Origin of the sequence: Bacillus sp. S2(2019) (assembly GCF_005144805.1) — a bacterium.
Classification (GTDB): Bacteria; Bacillota; Bacilli; order Bacillales; family Bacillaceae; genus Bacillus; species Bacillus altitudinis.
Window position 1 is genome coordinate 117098 of sequence record NZ_SWFL01000004.1, and the last position, 19157, is coordinate 136254.

Consider the following 19157-nt stretch of genomic DNA (forward strand, 5'->3'; position numbering starts at 1 on the left):
GCTATATAAGAGATAATGAACGGAACAAGAGGAGGATGAGGGAAATGATCAGCGTTAGTCCTTATATTGTCGTAGAAGACGTCAAAGAATCTCTTCAATATTATCAAGGAATTTTTGGCGGAGATATTCGTATCTTAAATGAACATCAAGACCGTGTATTGCATGCTGAGCTACACCTTGGAGAATCACTGCTCCACTTTTCAGATACATTTGGCCGCACACCAAAACCGGAGAATCTTCGATTGATCATGCAGTTTGACAATGAGGAAGAGTTAAAGGCTGTATACGAGGCGCTTGAAGCTGACGGAGATGTCCTTGTAGAATTACAGGATACGTTTTTTGGCGCACTTCATGGACAAGTACAAGATCGGAAGAATGGTCTGATATGGGTGCTGAATTATATGAAATAAATAAAGACCTTCACCCTTGTGAAGGTTTTTTTGTGAGTGTTTTTATTTTCTGAAAAATGGAAAATATGCTATGTTGGAAGAATGATAAGACATGGGGAAAGGGTGGAAAAGGAATGGATCAAGTTGAGTTTCAATATATTCAAACAAACGGCATAAAGCTCCATACAGCAATGGCTGGTCCTGAAGATGGCCCACTGCTGGTCCTGCTGCATGGATTTCCTGAGTTTTGGTATGGTTGGAAAAATCAAATCCTCCCCCTAGCTGAGGCGGGGTATCGTGTCGTTGTTCCTGATCAAAGGGGATACCATCTGAGTGACAAACCAGAAGGAGTCGAATCATACGTCTTAGACAAATTAAGAGATGATATCGTGGGATTAATTAAGGCGCTGAGCCCAAATCAAAAGGCCATTGTCGGCGGACATGATTGGGGTGGAGCTGTTGCTTGGCATCTTGCTTCAACCCGTTCTCAATATGTAGAAAAATTAATCATCGTCAACATGCCGCATCCTCGTGTGATGATGAAGGTCCTTCCGTTTTATCCGCCGCAGTGGAAGAAGAGCTCTTATATCGCGTTCTTTCAGCTTCCAAATGTACCAGAGGCAGCCCTTCAAGAAAATCACTTTCAAAGACTGGATGAAGCCATTGGACTATCTGCTAGACCTCATTTGTTTACAAAAGAAGATGTCTCAAGCTATAAGTTGGCATGGACGCAGCCTGGAGCCATTACGTCCATGTTGAATTGGTATCGAGGTATTAAAAAAGGCGGCTTTGAAAAACCGATTTCCAAACGAATTCTCGTTCCTGTCCGCATGATCTGGGGAATGGAGGACAAGTTTCTAAGCAGAAAGCTCGCAAAAGAAACAATCAAAATTTGCCCAAATGGACAGCTGATTTTTGTCGATGATGCCACTCATTGGATCAATCATGAAAAACCAGATGTCGTGAATAAGCTCATACTCGAATTTTTAACATAAAGAAATAAGCTCTGATCATATGACCAGAGCTTATTTGTTTTATCCGATTTGATTCTTTTTCAAGGAAACAGGTTCGTCGTCCCAGCATTCAATCTCTTCATTGTTTGGAACGGCATTTTTATAGAAAACAGGATCTTTGCCTTCTTTTTTCTGTCTCATGTAATCCTTCAGTGCTGCAAAGGCGACTTTGGACAACATGGTAATGGCAATGAGGTTGACGATGACCATGAGACCCATGAATAAGTCGGCTAGACCCCAAACGAGAGGAACAGTCGCAACAGCTCCGAATAGAACCATGCCAATGACAGCCACACGATAGATGTTGAGCCAAATTTTATTCGCTCCCAAGAACTCAATGTTCGTTTCACCATAGTAATAGTTACCAATTAACGTACTAAAAGCGAATAAGAAAATCATGATCGCCAGGAATCCAGAAGCCCAAGGGCCAATGTGCTGGCTTAATGAAGCCTGAGTTAGCTCAATTCCTTCCAGATTGGTTGTTTTATACGCATCAGAGAACAGAACAAGAAAGGCTGTGCTTGTACAAATAATTAACGTATCTGTTAACACACCAAATGCTTGGATTAATCCTTGTTTGACGGGGTGGCTCGTGACAGCAGTTGCTGCTGCGTTAGGGGCACTACCCATACCGGCTTCGTTTGAGAAGAGACCGCGTTTAATCCCTTGTAACAATGCTCCACCTAATGTACCGCCGGCAAACTGTTCAAATCCGAAAGCGTGCTTCACAATCGTACTGATGACGCCTGGTAGTTCAGTGATATTTGTGATAATCACAAAGAAAGCAATCCCGATGTAAGCAACGGCAAGAAAAACGACAATATATTCAGATGCTTTTGCAATCGCTTTGATCCCTTTGAAAATAATGAACGCAAAAATAACAGCCATAACGATTCCGACAGTTAAACGATCTAGGCCAAAAGAGTTTTTAAAAGCGACGGTGATTGTATTTGATTGCACGGCGTTAAAGACAATCCCAAAAGAGATCGTAATCAGGATGGCAAATAAAATCCCCATCCAGCGCTTATTTAACCCTTTTTCCATGTAATAAGCAGGTCCACCGCGGAATCCTGTTTTATCTTTTACTTTATACACCTGAGCTAGTGTACTTTCAACAAAGCTTGAAGCAGAACCGATAATCGCTACGATCCACATCCAGAAGATTGCGCCAGGTCCACCGATCGCAATAGCGATGGCAATCCCTGTGATATTCCCTGTTCCGACACGTGCTGCCATACTGATGGCAAATGCTTGGAACGGTGAGATTCCCTCTTTTTCTTTTCTTCCTTCTTTTAGAACACGCAGCATTTCTTTCAGCATTCTGACTTGCAGGAAGCGTGATCTATATGTGAAGTAGACCCCTACTCCAAGTAACAGAGCAATGATTAGATAAGTCCAAATAAAATCATTTGTAGTTGTTAAATAAGATAGCAAAGCTTTTTCGTTCATAACATCACCTCTTCGAATTCATCACTGTTCTTTTTAAAAAATACTGAGATCCCACTCTTTGGCGAGTTTCTTCAGCATCATGACACCGGTAATACTATTTCCACAATCGTCAATGGCAGGACCATAAATGCCGATACCGCAGCCTGTCTGAAATGGGAATTCTCTTCTTGCGCTTGGCGGAACGCAAGCCATGATTCCTCCAGACACACCACTTTTGGCTGGAACGCCTACGAAAGCAGCAAAATTACCAGACGCATTGTACATGCCGCATGTCAGCATCAATGCCTTTGTTAGTCTTGCGATATCTTTTGGGATGACTTGGACTTGTTTAAAGGGATGGAAGCCATCACTTGAAATAATCAGTCCAATCAAGGCGATGTCCTCTGTTGTGACCTCAATGGAACATTGCTTTAAATACACTTCTAACGTGTCCTCGACATCTGATTCTAAGTAATTGGTTTCTTTTAAATAATAAGCAAGTGCCCGGTTGCGGTGTGCAGTTGCCCATTCTGATTGATAAACCTCTTCATTAACAGAAGGACGCTTACCTATTAAGTTTTCGATTAAATCGAAAATATATGCTAGCTTTTCTGTAGAAGTCTTTCCAGGAAGGATGGAGGATACGGTAATAGCTCCAGCATTAATCATTGGATTAAAGGGCTTCCCTGGTTTATGCATCTCAAGGCGGTAGATGGAATTAAATGCATCACCAGTTGGCTCTACATCTACCCGATCCAAGACGTACGGAACGCCTCTTCCTAAACAGGCAGCTATAAAGCTGATGACTTTTGAGATACTTTGCAGGGTAAAGGGAACGTCCCAATCATCATAACGTACAGATGATCCATCTGGGCCTATCACGCTGATACCAAGTTGAGAGGAATTTACTTTTCCGAGTGCTGGAATGTAGCCAGCGTTCTGCCCGTTTTTGTAATACGGACGTATTTCTTCTGCCCATTGATCAACAGAAGACTGGCATGCGTGTTGTGTATTATTAGAAATTGCTGTTTTCATACGATTCCTCCAATCAAAAATCAAAAAGTACCCTATTGAATTGGCGGATGACAAAAAATGCGATCAAATAGGCACGAAAACATGTTACACATCTTCAAAGAACTTGTCATGCGCTGCTTGTACCACTCCTTTACACCTAAATATATGTTCAAATGAAGGCTTTGGCGGCGAAACAACAAAAAGGGTTTTTAGTGAAAATTCAGAAAACGCTTACATATAGTTTCACTAAAATTGTTCATTCAATTTATCTTGGAAACTACACAATCTGACGAAAATCTACAGAAAAACTTACAAATAAAAATCAGTCTGCATGTAATTGTCTAAACAATTCCCATTATTGTAGACAATCTCCAAATCGTAGAATAGCTGAAAGGTCACCATGCCTTCTCGGAGAATAGTCATAAAAAATGATTTTGAAGAGAGAAGTAGCCGTGAAAATAATTTTTTTGCTCATTGTGAAGCAAAGAGTCTCCTTGTATACTGTGGCTATGTAAACAGGGGAAGGGATGTCAGTCATTTGAGTTTAAACCAGCTTGTCAAAAAAGACGCATTTATTTTGATTTTTATGATCGTCATTGTGCCGCTTGCGGGAGAGCTGAAGTTTTATCCTGTGAATGAAACATTTCGTATTAGTTTTGGGGCACCTGCGTTTTTCTTTTGCTTATTACTTTTAAGAAAATCAAGACCATTGCTGCCAGGGTTTTTAACAGGCGCAGCCATTGTCCTATTTCGGGTAGGTTTAGATCTTATTCAGCAAAAAGCTGATCTGGCTCTGTCATTTTATCAGCAGTTTCCGAGCTTCTTTTTTTACTTTACTTATGCTTTTCTTTTCTTTGTTGTCCGTACAGGACGTTTCAAGCAGCGTTCCATTTTTATTGGGCTGATCGGACTGATGATTGAACTGCTTGCTGATTTTGTTGAGCTGTTTGTACAATTTTTAGTGTTTGATACAACCATGACTTTCTCAAAGCTGAGTGATATGATCCTCATTGCATTTGCTCACAGCTTCGTGGTCATCAGCTTTTTTAATATGATGAGACTGTATGAGGCACAATCAAGAGAGAAACAAATCATGAAGCAAAATGAGCATATGATGATGGTCATTTCAAATCTATATGAGGAAACAGTTCATTTAAAGAAAACGTTAAATCATACAGAGCACATAACGCAAGAATCCTATCGGCTCTATCGTCTGCTGAATGAACATGAGGCAGGAAAGAAAGTGAGTCAGGAGCTGCTGAAGCTTGCAGGGGAAATACATGAAGTCAAAAAGGACAATCAGCGTATTTACGCTGGGCTTTCAAAGCTGATTTCAAAGGAAAATATGCAAGATTATATGAGGGCAGAGGATCTTGTTCAAATCGTGATTCGCATTCAAGAGAAATATGCGCTATCTCTCGGGAAGAACATTTCCTTTACATCTGATATAAAAGGCATTCACTTGCATGAGTATCATGTGTTCATTTTCTTATCGCTGATTAATAATTTAATGGCAAATGCAGTTGAAGCAATCAAGGATGATGGAGCCATCTCACTCGTATTAAAAGGCAGTCATGATAAAATAGAGATTCGGGTCGAGGATGATGGACCGGGTATCCCTGAGAAATTGAGAGAGATTGTATTTGATCCTGGATATACCTCAAAATTTGATGCATATGGAACACCGTCAACTGGGATTGGCTTATCCTATGTGAGAGAGCTGGTTCAAGAGCTGGACGGTCAAATCCAGATTGAGCAGAAAGAAACGAAAGGAACAGCTTTTCAGCTTGTTCTTCCGATAAAAAATTTAATACAGAGAGGGTGAGTGTATGCGATTTTTCATTGCAGATGATGATCGTGCAATACGCTCGATTTTAGGTCAGATCATTGAGGATGAGGATCTAGGAGAGGTCGTGGATGAAGCTGATGACGGCATTGGATTAGAAGCGCATTCATTGAACCTGAAAAAAGTAGACATCCTTCTGATTGATCTTTTAATGCCAGCTAGAGATGGCATTCAAACCATACGTCATATTCACCCTGAATTCAAAGGAAAGGTCATCATGATATCTCAAGTAGAAGCAAAAGAGATGATGGCAGAAGCCTATGAACTTGGAATTGAATATTATATTCATAAACCCGTCAATCGAATTGAGATTGTCAGTGTCATTCGAAAGGTCATGGAGCGGATCAAGCTCGAAAAATCAATTTACGATATTCAAGCTTCTCTTCGGCATGTGCTGCCATTAGAGCCAGTGATTTCTCATGAGACAGGTACTGGATCAAAGCGAAGAACGATGAAAGAGGCAGGGGAATTCCTCCTATCTGAATTAGGAATTGTCGGAGAGAGTGGCTCTAAGGATTTACTAGAGATATTGATCTACTTACATGAAACGCAGACAGCCAATTCTCATGAGGTGAATTTTCCGCCATTAAAGCAGCTATTTATCAAAACGGCGGAACGAAAGCTTGGTCGTGGTGCGGCGGATGTGGAAGTGATGCGGGAAGTGAAAGCAGCAGAGCAGCGAATTAGACGAGCCATCCATCATTCCTTAAATCATTTCGCATCACTTGGGCTCACAGATTTTTCAAATCCTAAATTTGAGCACTATGCGTCGAAGTTTTTTGATTTCACTGATGTCAGCCAAAGGATGAAAGAAATGCAGAAGACTTCTTCATCTGCAGGGTCAACAGGCAGAGTCAATACGAAAAAGTTCGTGCAAATCTTTTATTTTGAAGCAAAGCAGCTATTCGAAGGGATGAGCTGAGGGAAATCTATTGGAATGATTGGAGAAAATAAACAGAGACAGAGTGCTTTTGACTATGAGCCGCCTTGCTCTTTTAGACGTCTTTGTTATTTATCTGATCATTCTGATTTTTCTTTTTTCTTGAAAATAAAACTCTCCTGTGCAATCGTTTGTTAAAATAGTGAGGTTAGACTAGAATGTCGGAGGTTTTATTTTGGGAAAAATTAAACGAAATGCGCTCTGCCCATGCGGAAGCGGAAAAAAATATAAACATTGCTGTGGTCAAAAGTCAGGCGGAGAACAAACGTCTGAGCTTGTGTTTAAGGAAGCTGTACAAGTTCAAAAGGATTTAATGAATTATGCGTTCTCTAAGCATCAGAGAGCGATCAATCAATTCATTAATGAGTTTTCTTTCCTAGCAGATATGGATAAAGAAACGCAACAAATCTCAGTCTTTCATTTGAGTGTATGGGGCATTTTCTTCCGCCCATTAACAGATAAGAAAGAGACCATCTTCCAAGAATTCCTGACAAAAAAAGCAGAAGATATTACCCGTCCTAAAACAAGACAAGTGGTTGAATCTTGGACAGACATGGAGCCATCTTTGCTTTTATTAAATGAAAAAACGGACGAGTCTCTTTACTTTGAGAATATGGTGACAGCTGACAAGGTTGAAGTTGATGTGAAGCCGGATCAAACCGTGCTCCCTGAGAAAGGTAGTCTTGTTCTAGGTTTCCCTGTTCAGTTTGAAGAAAAAGCAGAGTTTTTCATTCAATATACGATGTTCGCGAAAGAGTTTACTGATACGCTTCTTCTTCAGGTTCGCCAGCTCGTTGAAGCACATGAGGCAAACGGAGGAGCACGTAGTACATTTATGAGAGAAGCCTTCCCTGAAGTGCTGAAGTGTATGTTTGCGAAGCAAGAAGCTGAAGAAATAGAAGCGCCTGCTCAAACAGAAGGAAGTACAGTAGGACTATCAGCAGATCGGATGGACTGGGCTAGTGACGTTCAGTTGGAAACAGCCAAGCTGATTGAAGACGGGATGAAAGAGCACGGTGACCAAAGCCTGACAGATGGCGCTTTAACAGTTTGGAAAGCTTACTGTGATCAGAAAGCACCTGTGATCCGTAAAGCGGCGTCATTTGCTGCAGGAATCGAATATTATATTCATTCACTTGCAAGCGATGCCCCGCTTTCTCAAGCACAAGTTGCTAAAAAGTATGGCATTAGTGCGTCCACTGTATCGAGCCGATTTAAAGATATTGAAAAAGCGGTCAAAGAAGAGCAAGAGACGACTGTATCATAGCATGAAAAAAGACGCGGCACCTTTCAAGGAGTCAGCGTCTTTTTTTCATCATCTTGTTTTAATAAAACCACTCATGTATTGCTCTGTATTATAATCATTGAGGTCAATTTTCCACTGACCATCTCCGTTACGTTTCATTTTCACTTCATACTCAGCAGGGCTTGAGACTGGAGGAAGCTTTTCAAACTCAGATGCGTACATATTCAAGCTTTTCTTATACAATTCTTCTTTCGAACGGATTTTGCCGTTGTAAAACTCATCTCTTTGTTTGTCTAGTTTGTCTTTTAAGTTAGAAGCATCAATACCGGTTACTTGAGCGACAACCTTCGCTTCGTCATCTGAGATGGTTTTCACACTTGTTTCCACTTTCGCTTTATCCTTCATTGTATTTTGCATGCGTTTGTACATGGATAAAATATCGCGGTCACTGACTTCGTTTCCGTATATGCCTGCACTTCTCTTGAAGTCTTTCACAAACATTTCGTGATATTTATTAACGACATCTGATTGATTGTCACCTGTTAATTCTGAGAATTGATCATTCTTTTTGTCAAAAACAATGATATCTGTATAAGCAGATAGTGCTTTTGCTGGGTTATCTAGCTTTTTCGCTGTATCCAGTATCTTTTCGCCATCTAGTTCAATTTCGATCGAATCGCTGTTTTTCTTGATGCTATCTTGGTACACGAACTGATATTTTTTGCCTTTATCTACTAGGAAATAAAGAGCTCCTGATAGTGATTTCCCTTTGTTCAATGACCCAAGATCAAGGCGGTCTTTACTGCCGTAGAATTTTAAATCAGAGACTTTGGCATCGTCCTGATAAAGGGTGAAATCAGAGTTATATAATGAAAGGGCTTTGTCACCTTTGTTCGTGATCGTCAGGTTGACTTTTAACACCAATTCATTGTCCCGCAGGGTAGTTGTTGAGTCTTCTGGTAACGTATATTCGTAGCTATTCACTTTTACCTCTGCTGTTTTTGTTGATTTTTGGTCAGCCTTTGTTGATTTTGCTGAGCTCTGGCAGGCTGCAGAGATGATCATCACGAATGAAATCATGAGGAGTGCACTTATTTTTTTAAGATTCACAGTTGATGCTCCTTTGCTTTTCTTTCGTCATTTTCTTCCCGCTATCTGACTAAGAAAAAAGAAACAGATAGAATGGTATATTCGGGTGTTAAAGGGGAAAATCTCCTAATGACGATTTGCACTATTCATTCTATCGAATTTCATTCGTGATGAGGAATAGGTTTTAGTCCCTATCTTTAATAGATTTTTACACAAATACCTATAAAAAACGGAATTTAATAAGTAAAATATACTAGTTAATAAGAATTAATTTATCTATTTATCATGGGTTTTAAATGTTTTTTGTATAAAATTCTTGAAATGGAGGTAGTTTTCATTTCAAAAGATGTGTTAGAATTCACATCGCAAAACTTTTTTCTTTCAAAGCGTCCACCTCCAGATTGATTTTCAGAGAGCAGAATACTTGAATGTTGAAAATGATTCATGGGAAAATAAGGATGATTAAGCAGATAAGGGAGATGAGCTTTTGAAAAAAGTAACGCTTGGACGAACTGATTTACAGGTGAATCCGATAGGGCTTGGAACAAATGCAGTAGGCGGGCATAATTTATTCCCGAATCTGAGTGAAGATGCAGGGCGGGAGCTAGTAGAAACAGCTCTTGATCATGGTGTCAATTTCTTAGATTCTGCTTTTATTTATGGGCTGGGCCGTTCAGAAGAATTGATTGGCGAGATCATTGCCAAAAGAGGCGGCAGAAAAGAACTGGTTCTTGCGACAAAAGGGGCTCATAAAGAAGTAAACGGACAAATTGAACTGGATAATAGCCGAGATTTCTTAAGACAGCAGGTCGAAGACAGCCTGAAGAGGCTGCAAACCGATTATATTGATTTGTACTATATGCATTTCCCAGACGGTCGCACGCCGCTGGATGAAGTAGCCGGTACTTTAAAGGAATTGAAGGATGAGGGGAAAATCCGGGCAATTGGGGCATCAAACCTTGATTTTGAACAGCTTCAAACCTTTAATCGAGATGGATACCTAGACGTGCTTCAATCAGAGTATTCTCTGCTGAAACGTCAGGCCGAGCAAGACCTTCTCCCATACTGCGTGGAGCATGGGATTTCCTTTATCCCTTATTTTCCATTGGCGTCAGGCCTGTTGACCGGGAAGTTTACAAAGGATGCGACATTTGATGATATTCGAGCAAAGGACCCGCTTTTCCAAGGTGATGCTTTCCTTCAAAACCTCGAAAAAGTAGACAAGCTGAAGGCCATTGCGCAATCAAAACATGCCGAAACAGCTCATGTAGCGCTGGCGTGGCTATTGGCGCAGGATGGCATTGATGCCATAATTCCGGGTGCAAAACGAGCCGAGCAAGTCTTACAAAACTTGAAAACAAACGATGTTCAGTTAACAAAAGAAGAAATCAACGAAATCGATCAGATCTTTTCATAATATAAAAAATAAGGTGCCAAGCAGCACCTTATTTTTTTATGCCATTGTGAGAGGAATCTTGATCACGAGCCTCAGGTTTGGAGAACGATACGTAAAATCAAGCGTGCCGTCTGCCTTTTCAACAAGCTGATGAATGATATAAGTACCCATACCTTGATGATCACCGCCTTTTGTCGAGCGGCCAAACGTCTTAAACAGATGATCTAATACGTGTTTTTCCATTCCCTTCGTACTGTTTTCACAATGAATCAAAAAGAGCCCGCTCCGTATGGAAGTCGTGATCGAGATGCTTCCCTCGTTCCCAGCTTGCTTCGCTTCAATGGCGGCGTCTAATGCGTTATCAAGCAGGTTGCCAGTAAAACTCACCTGATCCGCCTTAGAAAAAGGCAGAGAAGAAAAGGGTGCTTGAAGATCTAGTGAAAGGGCGATGTCCTCTTTTTCAGCCCGCTGGAAAAAGGAATGAAGGGTTGAGGCCAAATAAGCATTTTCCCCTTTGATCCAAGGGAAATGTTTCACATATTGCTGAATCAAATCTTTGATCTCATGCTCGTCATTCGATGCGGAAAAGGCATTTAAATGTCTAGCTGTTTCATGGTGTTTACTTCGCAGCTCAAGCAGCAAGTCATTGGTTCTCGACTCAGCATGAATCAGCTCTTGAAGCCGTCCATTTAATCGTTGCTCCGTTTGCATTATCTTGAAGGAAAGGAGATCGGCTGTCAAAATGATGATGACAGTTAAAAGATGGCTGAGCCCATTTCCGTGATTGAGAAAAAGTGAAATTCCTGAACAGGTGATGAGCACAAAAGCGCCTAATATCACGTAACCACTCATACCTAGCCAAAACCTTTTGTAAATGAAAAAGGTGTAAAGGCACATGATGCAAAAGGTCAGAAGCCACACCATGCTTGATGACAAAGGCAGAACAGCTTTAGCAGCAGCATGAACTGCAAGACCCAGCCAGATGAGCGTATATATGCGAAATCCAAGATAAAAAGCGTTCACGTTCGTTCTCCTTAAAAGTAGTATTTCTTAAAGTATTCTAATTGCTGCTTCGTCATCATGGCTTTTTTATCAGTCCCTTCAAAAGACACGATAAATGAATTTTTGGCATACGCCGAAAAGTTCTTAATGTAATGAATATTGATGATAAACGACCGGTGGGAGCGGATAAAGTCTTTCTCAGCTAAATCACCTTTTAACTCGTTGAGAGTTTGGTATGTTTGAATATCTCCTGTTGTTGTGACAATGGTCGTCGACCTGCCAGTACGTTCAACAAAGATGACATCCTTTTTTTGCAGTACATGGATATCTGATTGCTGCTTGATGAGAAGCCGTCCGTGAATGCTTTTCTCCTGCTTGGTGGACATGTAGCGCTCTAAAGATTTGGCAATTCGATCAGCTTGATAGGGCTTCATAATATAATCATGGACATTCAAATCAAAGGCATGAACAGCATACCCACTGTTTCCCGTCACAAATACAACATCTACATTCAGTGCATGAGAGTGAATAAGGTCTGCTAATTCATAGCCTGACATGCCAGGCATCTCAATGTCTGCAAACAATAGATCAATGTCGCCCTGTTTGACCTTCTCATATGCATCCTCCGCTGACTGTGTCACAAAAACGATGTCAACGGTATCCATTCTGCCGACAATGGCATGCAGCTTTTCTAAATCCACTCGGTAATCATCGACAAGACCTACTTTTATCATAAAAATCACCTATGACTCTTCTTATTATTTGTCTATTTTACCATTTGTTTTTTAAAATGGATCATTTCAAGACATAAAAAGGACGTTTCACGACATTTTTATGTCAGACAGGCGGTATTTTTTCTATCATAGACGTAGATAGTCGAAAGGGGCGAACCAAATGATTACTCTCAGCGATTGCAGTTGCTGGTTTACAGATAAGAAAAAAGTCGTAAAGGCGATGAAACATATGACGTTCTCCGTGAAGGAAGGAGAAGTTGTCGGCATCTTAGGAGAAAATGGTGCGGGGAAAACCACATTATTACGCGCCGTTGCGACATTATTGGAGCCTACTCATGGAACAGTCAATGTTGCAGGCTTTGATACAGTCAAAGAAGCAACTGAAGTGAAGAAGCGAATTGGGGTCTTATTTGGCGGCGAGACGGGACTTTATGACCGTTTGACGGCTCGTGAAAACCTTGAATACTTTGGGAAATTATATGGCTTAGATCAGCATGAAATCAAAGCAAGAATTGAGGATTTAGCAAAGCGCTTCGGGATGAGGCAGTACATGGATCGCAAGGTAAAAGGATTTTCAAGAGGGATGAAACAAAAGGTGGCGATTGCCAGAACATTGATTCATGACCCTGACATTATTTTGTTTGACGAACCGACAACAGGTTTAGATATCACATCGAGTAATATTTTCAGAGAGTTTATTCATCAGTTGAAACAGCAAAATAAAACGATTCTATTTTCAAGCCACATCATGGAAGAAGTCAGCCTGCTTTGTGACAGTGTCATGATGATTCATCAAGGGGAGCTCGTGTACAAAGGAACGCTTCCAGAATTATATGCACAGGAACAAAGTGAAGACTTGAATTACATCTTTATGTCGAAGCTCGCAAGGGGGAATGCATAATGTGGAAAACCGTCTTTTTAAAAGAAATGACAGATTCGCTCAGAGACAGGAAAACGTTGCTCTTAACAGTGTTGATCCCTCTTTTGACAATGCTCGGACTCGTGTTTTTCTACGAAAGCATGATCGCTGATCCAGGCGATAAAACGTATACAGTCGCAATCAATGAAAAGCTTCCGTCCGATATGAATGACATGATCAAAGAAGTGAAAAACCTGAAACTTGAAACATTTGATGACCCGCAGCAAGCCGTTAAAGACGGTGAGGCAAATGCTTATCTAGAAATGCCAAAAGATGCAGGCGATATGCTTCAGCATCAAACATCGTTTGCCATTAAAGTCCATGGGTATCCAACAGATGATGATTCCGTGATTGCGGTTCAAATGCTGCAATCATTGCTTGAACAGTATCAAAACCAAGTCGTAGAAAAGCGTTTGGCACAGGATCAGATCAAATCGTCAGTGATTCATCCATTTGAGGTGCAATCGGTTGATGTGCAAGAAGGAGAGGACGGGGATGGAGAAAACGGGGTGACCACCATGCTGCTGTCGATTCTCCTTCCAATGATTTTAGTGACCTCTGTGATCTCAGGTGCTTTGCCAGCTGCGCTTGATATCGTAGCAGGTGAAAAGGATAGAAAGTCAATTGAAGCTTTATTACTGACACCGGCCAGCAGACTTCAGCTTTTAATTGGAAAATGGCTAGCTGTTTCTATGTTTGGTATATTAAGTGGCATTGTGGCGATTGGTATGCTGCTGCTCTCTACATTGCTCTTTACAGAAAAGCTGAAACAAGCGCTGAACTTCGGAGATCAAGTATGGAGCATCATCGGTGTTATGTTTGCGGCATTAATTATTTTCTCATTCATGGTATCCATGATTGAACTGCTGCTCAGTGTCGTTTCAAGCTCAGTGAAAGAAGCACAGTCGTACATGTCCATGATTATTACACTAGGTGTGATTCCGATGTTTTTCACCATGAGAGCAGGCGCTACGCAGCTAGATACGTATTACTTTGCGATCCCATTCCTTAATATTCACGCACTATGCAAGCAATTGATGTTTGGCATCGTTGACCCAATGTCGATTGCCCTGACGCTCGGCTCTTCGGCGCTGACAGTGATGATCTTGTTTGTCATTGTGAGAAGTTTGTTTATGAAAGAGAAATGGATGCTGGCGAAATAGAAAGATCATTTCATTGATAAAGATGAAGAACTTGTAGATTTTTTCTACAAGTTTTTTGTTTTGTATGTTTAAGTGAGTGATAAAAAAGGGATCACAATGTGAATGAGGTGATAGAATAAAAATGCTCAGTCGTGTGAAATTTTACTTAATTTTACTTAAAAGGGGTTTTGTATATGAGTTATCAAGTAGAAGACGATGATGTTTTGGGATTATGTAATATATATGCTCAGCAAACACATCATTTTGAAGCTTTCATTTTAGGGAATAAAAAAGGACTGATAGAATTGAGAAATGCAATTGATAGAGCTTTAGAAACAGGTAGTTCTGTTGCACATGTATTCCCATCTGATTATGAAGGCTATGAAACTTATATTGCTTTAGTAAACGATGAGCAAAGGTTCGAGAAATTAATCACTCCTTATGTAGAGGAATACATGCAAGAAGACGATGCCATTGATCCAATTGACATCATAAGAGAATATGATGCTGAAAAAGGGAATGCCTCTTCATAATATGCTTCCTTTTGTCAGTATAAGCCTTCCCGATAAGGAGATGCGAGAATTGCCAACAGTCTTCAGTTATGGAATCGCCTGCTTCATCGCTTTTCTATTAATCACTTTCGTTCTTACCCATAAAAAACTAGAAAAGAAACTTGATCTGACGATTTTGATCATAGTAGCCATCATATTATTGATGGTGAATGTCTTGTGGATATGGGTCACGCTTTTCTTCTTTACTTGTATATATGTTGGAATCAAATATAGACATCAATCGAAAAAAGACTAAAGAAAACCCCCGGGAACCGGGGGTTTTCTTTAGTTCTTGATGAACTTTTCAACCAATGAGCTTGTTTTGTAGTCGTTCAAATCAAGTTTCCATTGGTCGATATCGTTTTTCTTCATGTTCACTTCTACTGTTTCTTCAGAAGATGATGGTCCTAATTTTTTAAATTCATCTGGATAGATAGAAAGTAGATATTTCTGTGCATCATCATAAGATGCTGTACGGTTTTTGCTGTAGAATTCAGTTGCTTTTTCTTTTAAACGATCGACAAGCGGGCTTGCATCAATTGGTGTAAGTGTCACAGTCACGACAGCTTTATCACCGCTGATTGATTTTGTTTTCGTTGATACTTTTGATTTTTCAGCTAATGTTTCTTTCACAGCTTTTAGAAGCTTATCAAGGTTTTCGTCTTTTGCTGAGCTAGATGAAATACCAGAAGAAGAAATGTAGCCTTGTTTGAATGATTTATCAAATTCGTTTACGACAGTTGATTTGTTATCACCTGTTAGTTTTTCGAAATCGTCATTTTTCTTACCAAAAATCATGACATCAATATAAGAAGAAAGGGCTTTTGCAGACGCTTGAAGTGTATCTGCCTTTTTCATCAAGTCTTTTCCTTTAATATCGAATTCTAGTGTTTTGTCATCTTTTTTCGATCCAGAACCAGGCTCTGTGTAGACAAGTTGATAGTCTTTTTCTTTATCAACTACATAGAAAAGACCACCTTTTGATACTTTACCTGCATTTAGAGAGCTTGAAGATAATACTTCGTTGTAGTCATCAGGAGAGATGGTAGACACCTGAGCGTCATCTTGGTAAAGCGTAAAGTTGCTTTTATCCACATTCAATGGTTCTTTGCTGATGTTTTTTACAGATACATTCACTTTTAGGACATATTGATCATCCTGAACAGATGTATCGTATTGAGGTGGTAAAGTGTACTCAGCACTTTCTACTTTTACTTCAGCTGCATCAAGGGATTTTTTTGTATCGCTTTCTTTCGCAGCAGTTTTGTCTTTTCCACCACTACAAGCAGCAGCGACAACAGTTACACACAAAATCAGAAGAAACAGGGATAATTTCTTTTTAAACATGAGATGTTTTCCTCCTCGGGTTTTATGGTGAATTTCATTGGAAAGCTTTAGTTCATATCATTCTTTTTGCACAAAAAGAAAAATACTGTATGTTTTTTACTGTAGAATGAAGCGAAAGTACTGTCAATACCTCAGTGCGTTCGAAAGGTTCATCCACTTCAAGTAGTAAAAATGACACTATGTTGAGAGGAGAAATGTGTATTTTATTGTTTGAAATCTCCTGTAAAAACTCAACATTTTATATTTTAAGGTTTTGAGTCGGATTATTGAATAGGTTCAAATGACTGTTTTTGAAGAAGATGTAGCAAATAGAAGGATTTTTATGACTTGTAAATGAGTCGTTAGTAATGAATATTTTTTCCTGTGATGTGTATGATCACTAGGTTTGTGTGTTGTTGACAGAGAGACACTTGTCCAGCGAAATGTTGAGGTATTTAGACAGGCTCTCGACACGGAATGTGTCTTTTCCCTTCAAAATGGCAGTCATCTACACAGAAACCCTACATAAAATAAAAGAGAAATGAATGGGAGGTGGATGTATGGCAGTGGTAAGAGCGACAAGCTCTGATATTGATTTAATGGCCAGACTGCTGAGAGCCGAAGCGGAAGGTGAAGGGAAACAAGGGATGCTGCTTGTAGGAAATGTAGGCATCAATCGTTTGCGTGCCAACTGTTCTGACTTTAAAGGGCTGCGTACGATTCCACAAATGATTTATCAGGAGCATGCGTTTGAGGCAGTCACGCATGGCTATTTTTATCAGCGAGCACGAGAAAGTGAAAAGACACTTGCACGGAGGAACATTAATGGTGAACGATTTTGGCCTGCGAAATTCAGCCTTTGGTATTTTAAACCGCCTGGAAATTGTCCATCCACTTGGTACAATCAGCCGTTTGTGGCAAGGTATAAGTCACATTGCTTTTACCAGCCCACAGCCGAAACATGTGAGAATGTTTATAACACCTTTTAGCTTGATGAACAGCACAATCCTTTGTATTCAAGAGGATTGTGTTTTTCTTTTTTTCAAAATGGGTAACCATTGTGTATCAACAAGATGAAGCACGTGATTGGAGGAAATGAAATGTATCAAGACTTAAAAGGGAAAACAGCCATTGTGACAGGTTCTTCTAAAGGCATAGGGCAAGCCATCGCCTTGAGATTTGGACAAGAACAAATGAACGTGGTTGTGAATTATAAAGGCGATGAAGAGGGTGCTGAAGAAACAGTACAAGCCATTCAGCAGCATGGAGGTAGGGCGGTGAAAGTACACGCAGATGTCTCCAAAGAGGAAGGAATTCAGGCGTTAATGGATGCCGCGCTGGAGAATTTTAACGCACTAGATGTGTTCGTCAATAATTCAGGATTTAATGGTGAAGAAGCAATGCCGCATGAAATGACGTTGGAACAATGGCAAAAGGTCATTGATGTGAATATCACAGGCTCATTTTTAGGAGCAAAGGCAGCGATTGCCTATATGATGGAACATGATGTGAAAGGATCCATCTTGAATATATCCAGTGTCCATCAAGAGATCCCGCGTCCGTTCAATGTTCATTACTCTACTTCTAAAGGAGGAATGAATATGATGACGAAGACGCTGGCTCTTGATTATGCCGAAGCGGGTATTCGGGTCAATGCGATTGCACCAGGTACGATGGCAACGGAATCAAATGACGACCTTCAAGATGAACAAAAAAAACAAAAGCAGCTTGAGAAAATTCCAATGAGAACGTTTGGCGATCCGAAAGAGATTGGGTCCGCCGCTGCATTTCTCGTATCGAAAGAAGCTGCCTATATTACAGGTACTACATTATTTGTTGATGGAGGAATGACACTTTATCCATCTCAATTAAATGAATAATAGAAAAACATCCGCCCCGTTAGCCGGCGGATGTTTTTTCTTTGTAGCGGTGTGCTGACTTTGCTGGTTTGCCGAGCAGCATAGGATACTTGCTCAAGAAAGAGATACATGGCACCATGAGCAGCAATGTACCGATCGTATAAAAGAGCGTCCAAGAAAGCTGCGCTGTATCAGAGATATTGATGCCTAGTCCGTAATAAACAAATGCCTTCATGATATCGATACCGGCAAATTGCAGGACGAGAATCACAATGGAATGACGTCCGAGATACGTCAATATCGTGGACGTTTTCAATTTGAAGCTTAAATAAATGACAGCAGCTGAACCGAGCAGTGCACAAGCATAAAAAATGAATAGATCTCCATAGTCATTGACCCGCATATCAATTCGTGAATTAAAGCTTTGCATATATGCAGTCAGTACAAGCAGACCTGTACATAACAGAAGGGTAGGATCTGTTTTTAATTCCACAAACCATTGTTTTGCTAAAAATCCGATTGAATAAAACACAACAGCCGTTAACGCAACGTTGGCATTCCAAGGGAGACTCTGGTTTAACAATAGCGTGGAAGCATATCCGGCTCCACCGCAAAGGACGGTCAGTAACATCAATACAGCTGGTTTTCCTTTTGTCAGACGATGCATCAAGAAAAACAACATTTCCACTAAAAAGAGTGTCGTTAAAAACCAGATGGCTGGGTTATGTGTCAGTCTTGCTTCATCGGCATTTGAAATGAAAATTCCCGTAAATGGAACGAAGGGATCAATATCTGTTTGCCCTTTAAAGGCGAAAAATCGGGTCACCGTGAACCAGAAAACGTACGTAATAATGGAGAAATAGAGATAAGGTAAGAGCAAGCTTTTCGCTTTTTTCTGTATAAATGACATAGCAGGTTGTGAAGATGATCGAAACATCATACCTGATAGTAAAAAGAAGAGTGGCATATGAAAAGAGTATATAAATTGCTTGAATGAATCAGGAATGGGTACATGTGCCATAACGACGAGCAGAATGCCGATTCCTTTAGCCGCATCCACCCAGTCGAGTCGCTTATTCAAGGCCAGTCATCTCCTTCCTTCTCAGCATTGTAAACCGTTACTTCATATGTACCTCTACTATATAAAAGGTACACCTACAATGCGTTTACAGTTCGCTAACGATTAGAAGACACATTTGCGATCAGATGACAGAAGGAAGCGTTTTGACATCTCGATGTTACATTTCCCATTTTTTATGACAA

19 protein-coding genes are annotated in these 19157 nt (G+C 40.3%); 12 read left to right on the forward strand and 7 right to left on the reverse strand.

From position 1 onward, the window contains the following. The first annotated feature begins 44 nt into the window (after positions 1 to 44). Both FBF75_RS15405 and FBF75_RS15410 read left to right on the forward strand, forming a co-directional pair. Complete coding sequence (locus FBF75_RS15405) at positions 45 to 410, forward strand: VOC family protein (RefSeq protein ID WP_008342155.1); 366 nt, start codon at positions 45 to 47, stop codon at positions 408 to 410. A 113-nt stretch (positions 411 to 523) separates the two neighbouring features. Continuing rightward, positions 524 to 1384 carry an alpha/beta fold hydrolase gene (locus FBF75_RS15410; protein WP_065459765.1) on the forward strand — a complete coding sequence of 287 codons (861 nt, stop codon included), beginning with the start codon at positions 524 to 526 and terminating at the stop codon, positions 1382 to 1384. Between the two features lie 39 nt (positions 1385 to 1423). Here the strand turns inward: FBF75_RS15410 and FBF75_RS15415 are convergent, their stop codons facing one another. Both FBF75_RS15415 and FBF75_RS15420 read right to left on the reverse strand, forming a co-directional pair. Beyond that, positions 1424 to 2851: an alanine/glycine:cation symporter family protein gene (locus FBF75_RS15415; RefSeq protein WP_017358609.1), complete on the reverse strand. Its 1428-nt coding sequence runs from the start codon at positions 2849 to 2851 to the stop codon at positions 1424 to 1426. A gap of 33 nt (positions 2852 to 2884) precedes the next feature. Continuing rightward, complete coding sequence (locus FBF75_RS15420; protein ID WP_076822605.1) at positions 2885 to 3865, reverse strand: glutaminase; 981 nt, start codon at positions 3863 to 3865, stop codon at positions 2885 to 2887. Between the two features lie 517 nt (positions 3866 to 4382). Between FBF75_RS15420 and FBF75_RS15425 the strand changes: the two genes are divergently transcribed. The 3 genes from FBF75_RS15425 to FBF75_RS15435 all read left to right on the forward strand — a co-directional run bounded on the left by FBF75_RS15425 (position 4383) and on the right by FBF75_RS15435 (position 7897). Further along, entirely contained in the window at positions 4383 to 5669 is a 1287-nt protein-coding gene (locus tag FBF75_RS15425; protein ID WP_017358607.1) for an ATP-binding protein, read from the forward strand. 4 nt (positions 5670 to 5673) lie between these two features. Then, positions 5674 to 6612: a response regulator gene (locus FBF75_RS15430; RefSeq protein ID WP_024719015.1), complete on the forward strand. Its 939-nt coding sequence runs from the start codon at positions 5674 to 5676 to the stop codon at positions 6610 to 6612. Between the two features lie 193 nt (positions 6613 to 6805). Next, complete coding sequence (locus tag FBF75_RS15435) at positions 6806 to 7897, forward strand: SEC-C metal-binding domain-containing protein (protein WP_056703080.1); 1092 nt, start codon at positions 6806 to 6808, stop codon at positions 7895 to 7897. A gap of 48 nt (positions 7898 to 7945) precedes the next feature. Here the strand turns inward: FBF75_RS15435 and FBF75_RS15440 are convergent, their stop codons facing one another. Beyond that, the gene (locus FBF75_RS15440) at positions 7946 to 8986 is read right to left on the reverse strand and encodes a DUF4352 domain-containing protein (RefSeq protein ID WP_017366547.1); all 1041 of its coding nucleotides are present in this window, start codon (positions 8984 to 8986) and stop codon (positions 7946 to 7948) included. 466 nt (positions 8987 to 9452) lie between these two features. Here FBF75_RS15440 and FBF75_RS15445 point away from each other — a divergent pair, with 466 nt between their 5' ends. Beyond that, the gene (locus tag FBF75_RS15445; RefSeq protein ID WP_008342143.1) at positions 9453 to 10382 is read left to right on the forward strand and encodes an aldo/keto reductase; all 930 of its coding nucleotides are present in this window, start codon (positions 9453 to 9455) and stop codon (positions 10380 to 10382) included. Between the two features lie 36 nt (positions 10383 to 10418). Here the strand turns inward: FBF75_RS15445 and FBF75_RS15450 are convergent, their stop codons facing one another. Continuing rightward, positions 10419 to 11384: a sensor histidine kinase gene (locus FBF75_RS15450; RefSeq protein WP_017366548.1), complete on the reverse strand. Its 966-nt coding sequence runs from the start codon at positions 11382 to 11384 to the stop codon at positions 10419 to 10421. Between the two features lie 11 nt (positions 11385 to 11395). Beyond that, the gene (locus FBF75_RS15455; protein ID WP_017366549.1) at positions 11396 to 12097 is read right to left on the reverse strand and encodes a LytR/AlgR family response regulator transcription factor; all 702 of its coding nucleotides are present in this window, start codon (positions 12095 to 12097) and stop codon (positions 11396 to 11398) included. A gap of 160 nt (positions 12098 to 12257) precedes the next feature. On the opposite strand from FBF75_RS15455, the gene FBF75_RS15460 reads away from it, so the two are divergent. The 4 genes from FBF75_RS15460 to FBF75_RS15475 all read left to right on the forward strand — a co-directional run bounded on the left by FBF75_RS15460 (position 12258) and on the right by FBF75_RS15475 (position 14965). After that, positions 12258 to 12998 (forward strand): ATP-binding cassette domain-containing protein, encoded by a 741-nt coding sequence (locus tag FBF75_RS15460; protein WP_007498365.1) that lies wholly within the window; start codon positions 12258 to 12260, stop codon positions 12996 to 12998. Beyond that, entirely contained in the window at positions 12998 to 14179 is a 1182-nt protein-coding gene (locus tag FBF75_RS15465; protein ID WP_048001330.1) for an ABC transporter permease, read from the forward strand. Before FBF75_RS15460 ends, FBF75_RS15465 begins: the two co-directional genes overlap by 1 nt. Positions 14180 to 14352: 173 nt before the next feature. Further along, on the forward strand, positions 14353 to 14691 hold the full coding sequence (locus FBF75_RS15470; protein ID WP_048001329.1) for a hypothetical protein: 339 nt from the start codon (positions 14353 to 14355) through the stop codon (positions 14689 to 14691). Between the two features lie 40 nt (positions 14692 to 14731). Next, positions 14732 to 14965, forward strand: a complete 234-nt coding sequence (locus FBF75_RS15475; RefSeq protein ID WP_230680575.1) for a hypothetical protein — start codon at positions 14732 to 14734, stop codon at positions 14963 to 14965. Positions 14966 to 14994: 29 nt separating this feature from the next. On the opposite strand, the gene FBF75_RS15480 is transcribed toward FBF75_RS15475, so the two are convergent. Then, positions 14995 to 16056, reverse strand: a complete 1062-nt coding sequence (locus tag FBF75_RS15480; protein ID WP_035390550.1) for a DUF4352 domain-containing protein — start codon at positions 16054 to 16056, stop codon at positions 14995 to 14997. A 539-nt stretch (positions 16057 to 16595) separates the two neighbouring features. Here FBF75_RS15480 and FBF75_RS15485 point away from each other — a divergent pair. Continuing rightward, positions 16596 to 17024, forward strand: coding sequence for a cell wall hydrolase (locus FBF75_RS15485; protein WP_008342138.1), 429 nt, complete (start codon positions 16596 to 16598; stop codon positions 17022 to 17024). A 111-nt stretch (positions 17025 to 17135) separates the two neighbouring features. Continuing rightward, entirely contained in the window at positions 17136 to 17915 is a 780-nt protein-coding gene (locus tag FBF75_RS15490; RefSeq protein WP_008342137.1) for a glucose 1-dehydrogenase, read from the forward strand. Positions 17916 to 17934: 19 nt separating this feature from the next. Here the strand turns inward: FBF75_RS15490 and FBF75_RS15495 are convergent, their stop codons facing one another. Further along, on the reverse strand, positions 17935 to 18975 hold the full coding sequence (locus FBF75_RS15495) for an acyltransferase family protein (RefSeq protein WP_079920296.1): 1041 nt from the start codon (positions 18973 to 18975) through the stop codon (positions 17935 to 17937). Positions 18976 to 19157: the final 182 nt, after the last annotated feature.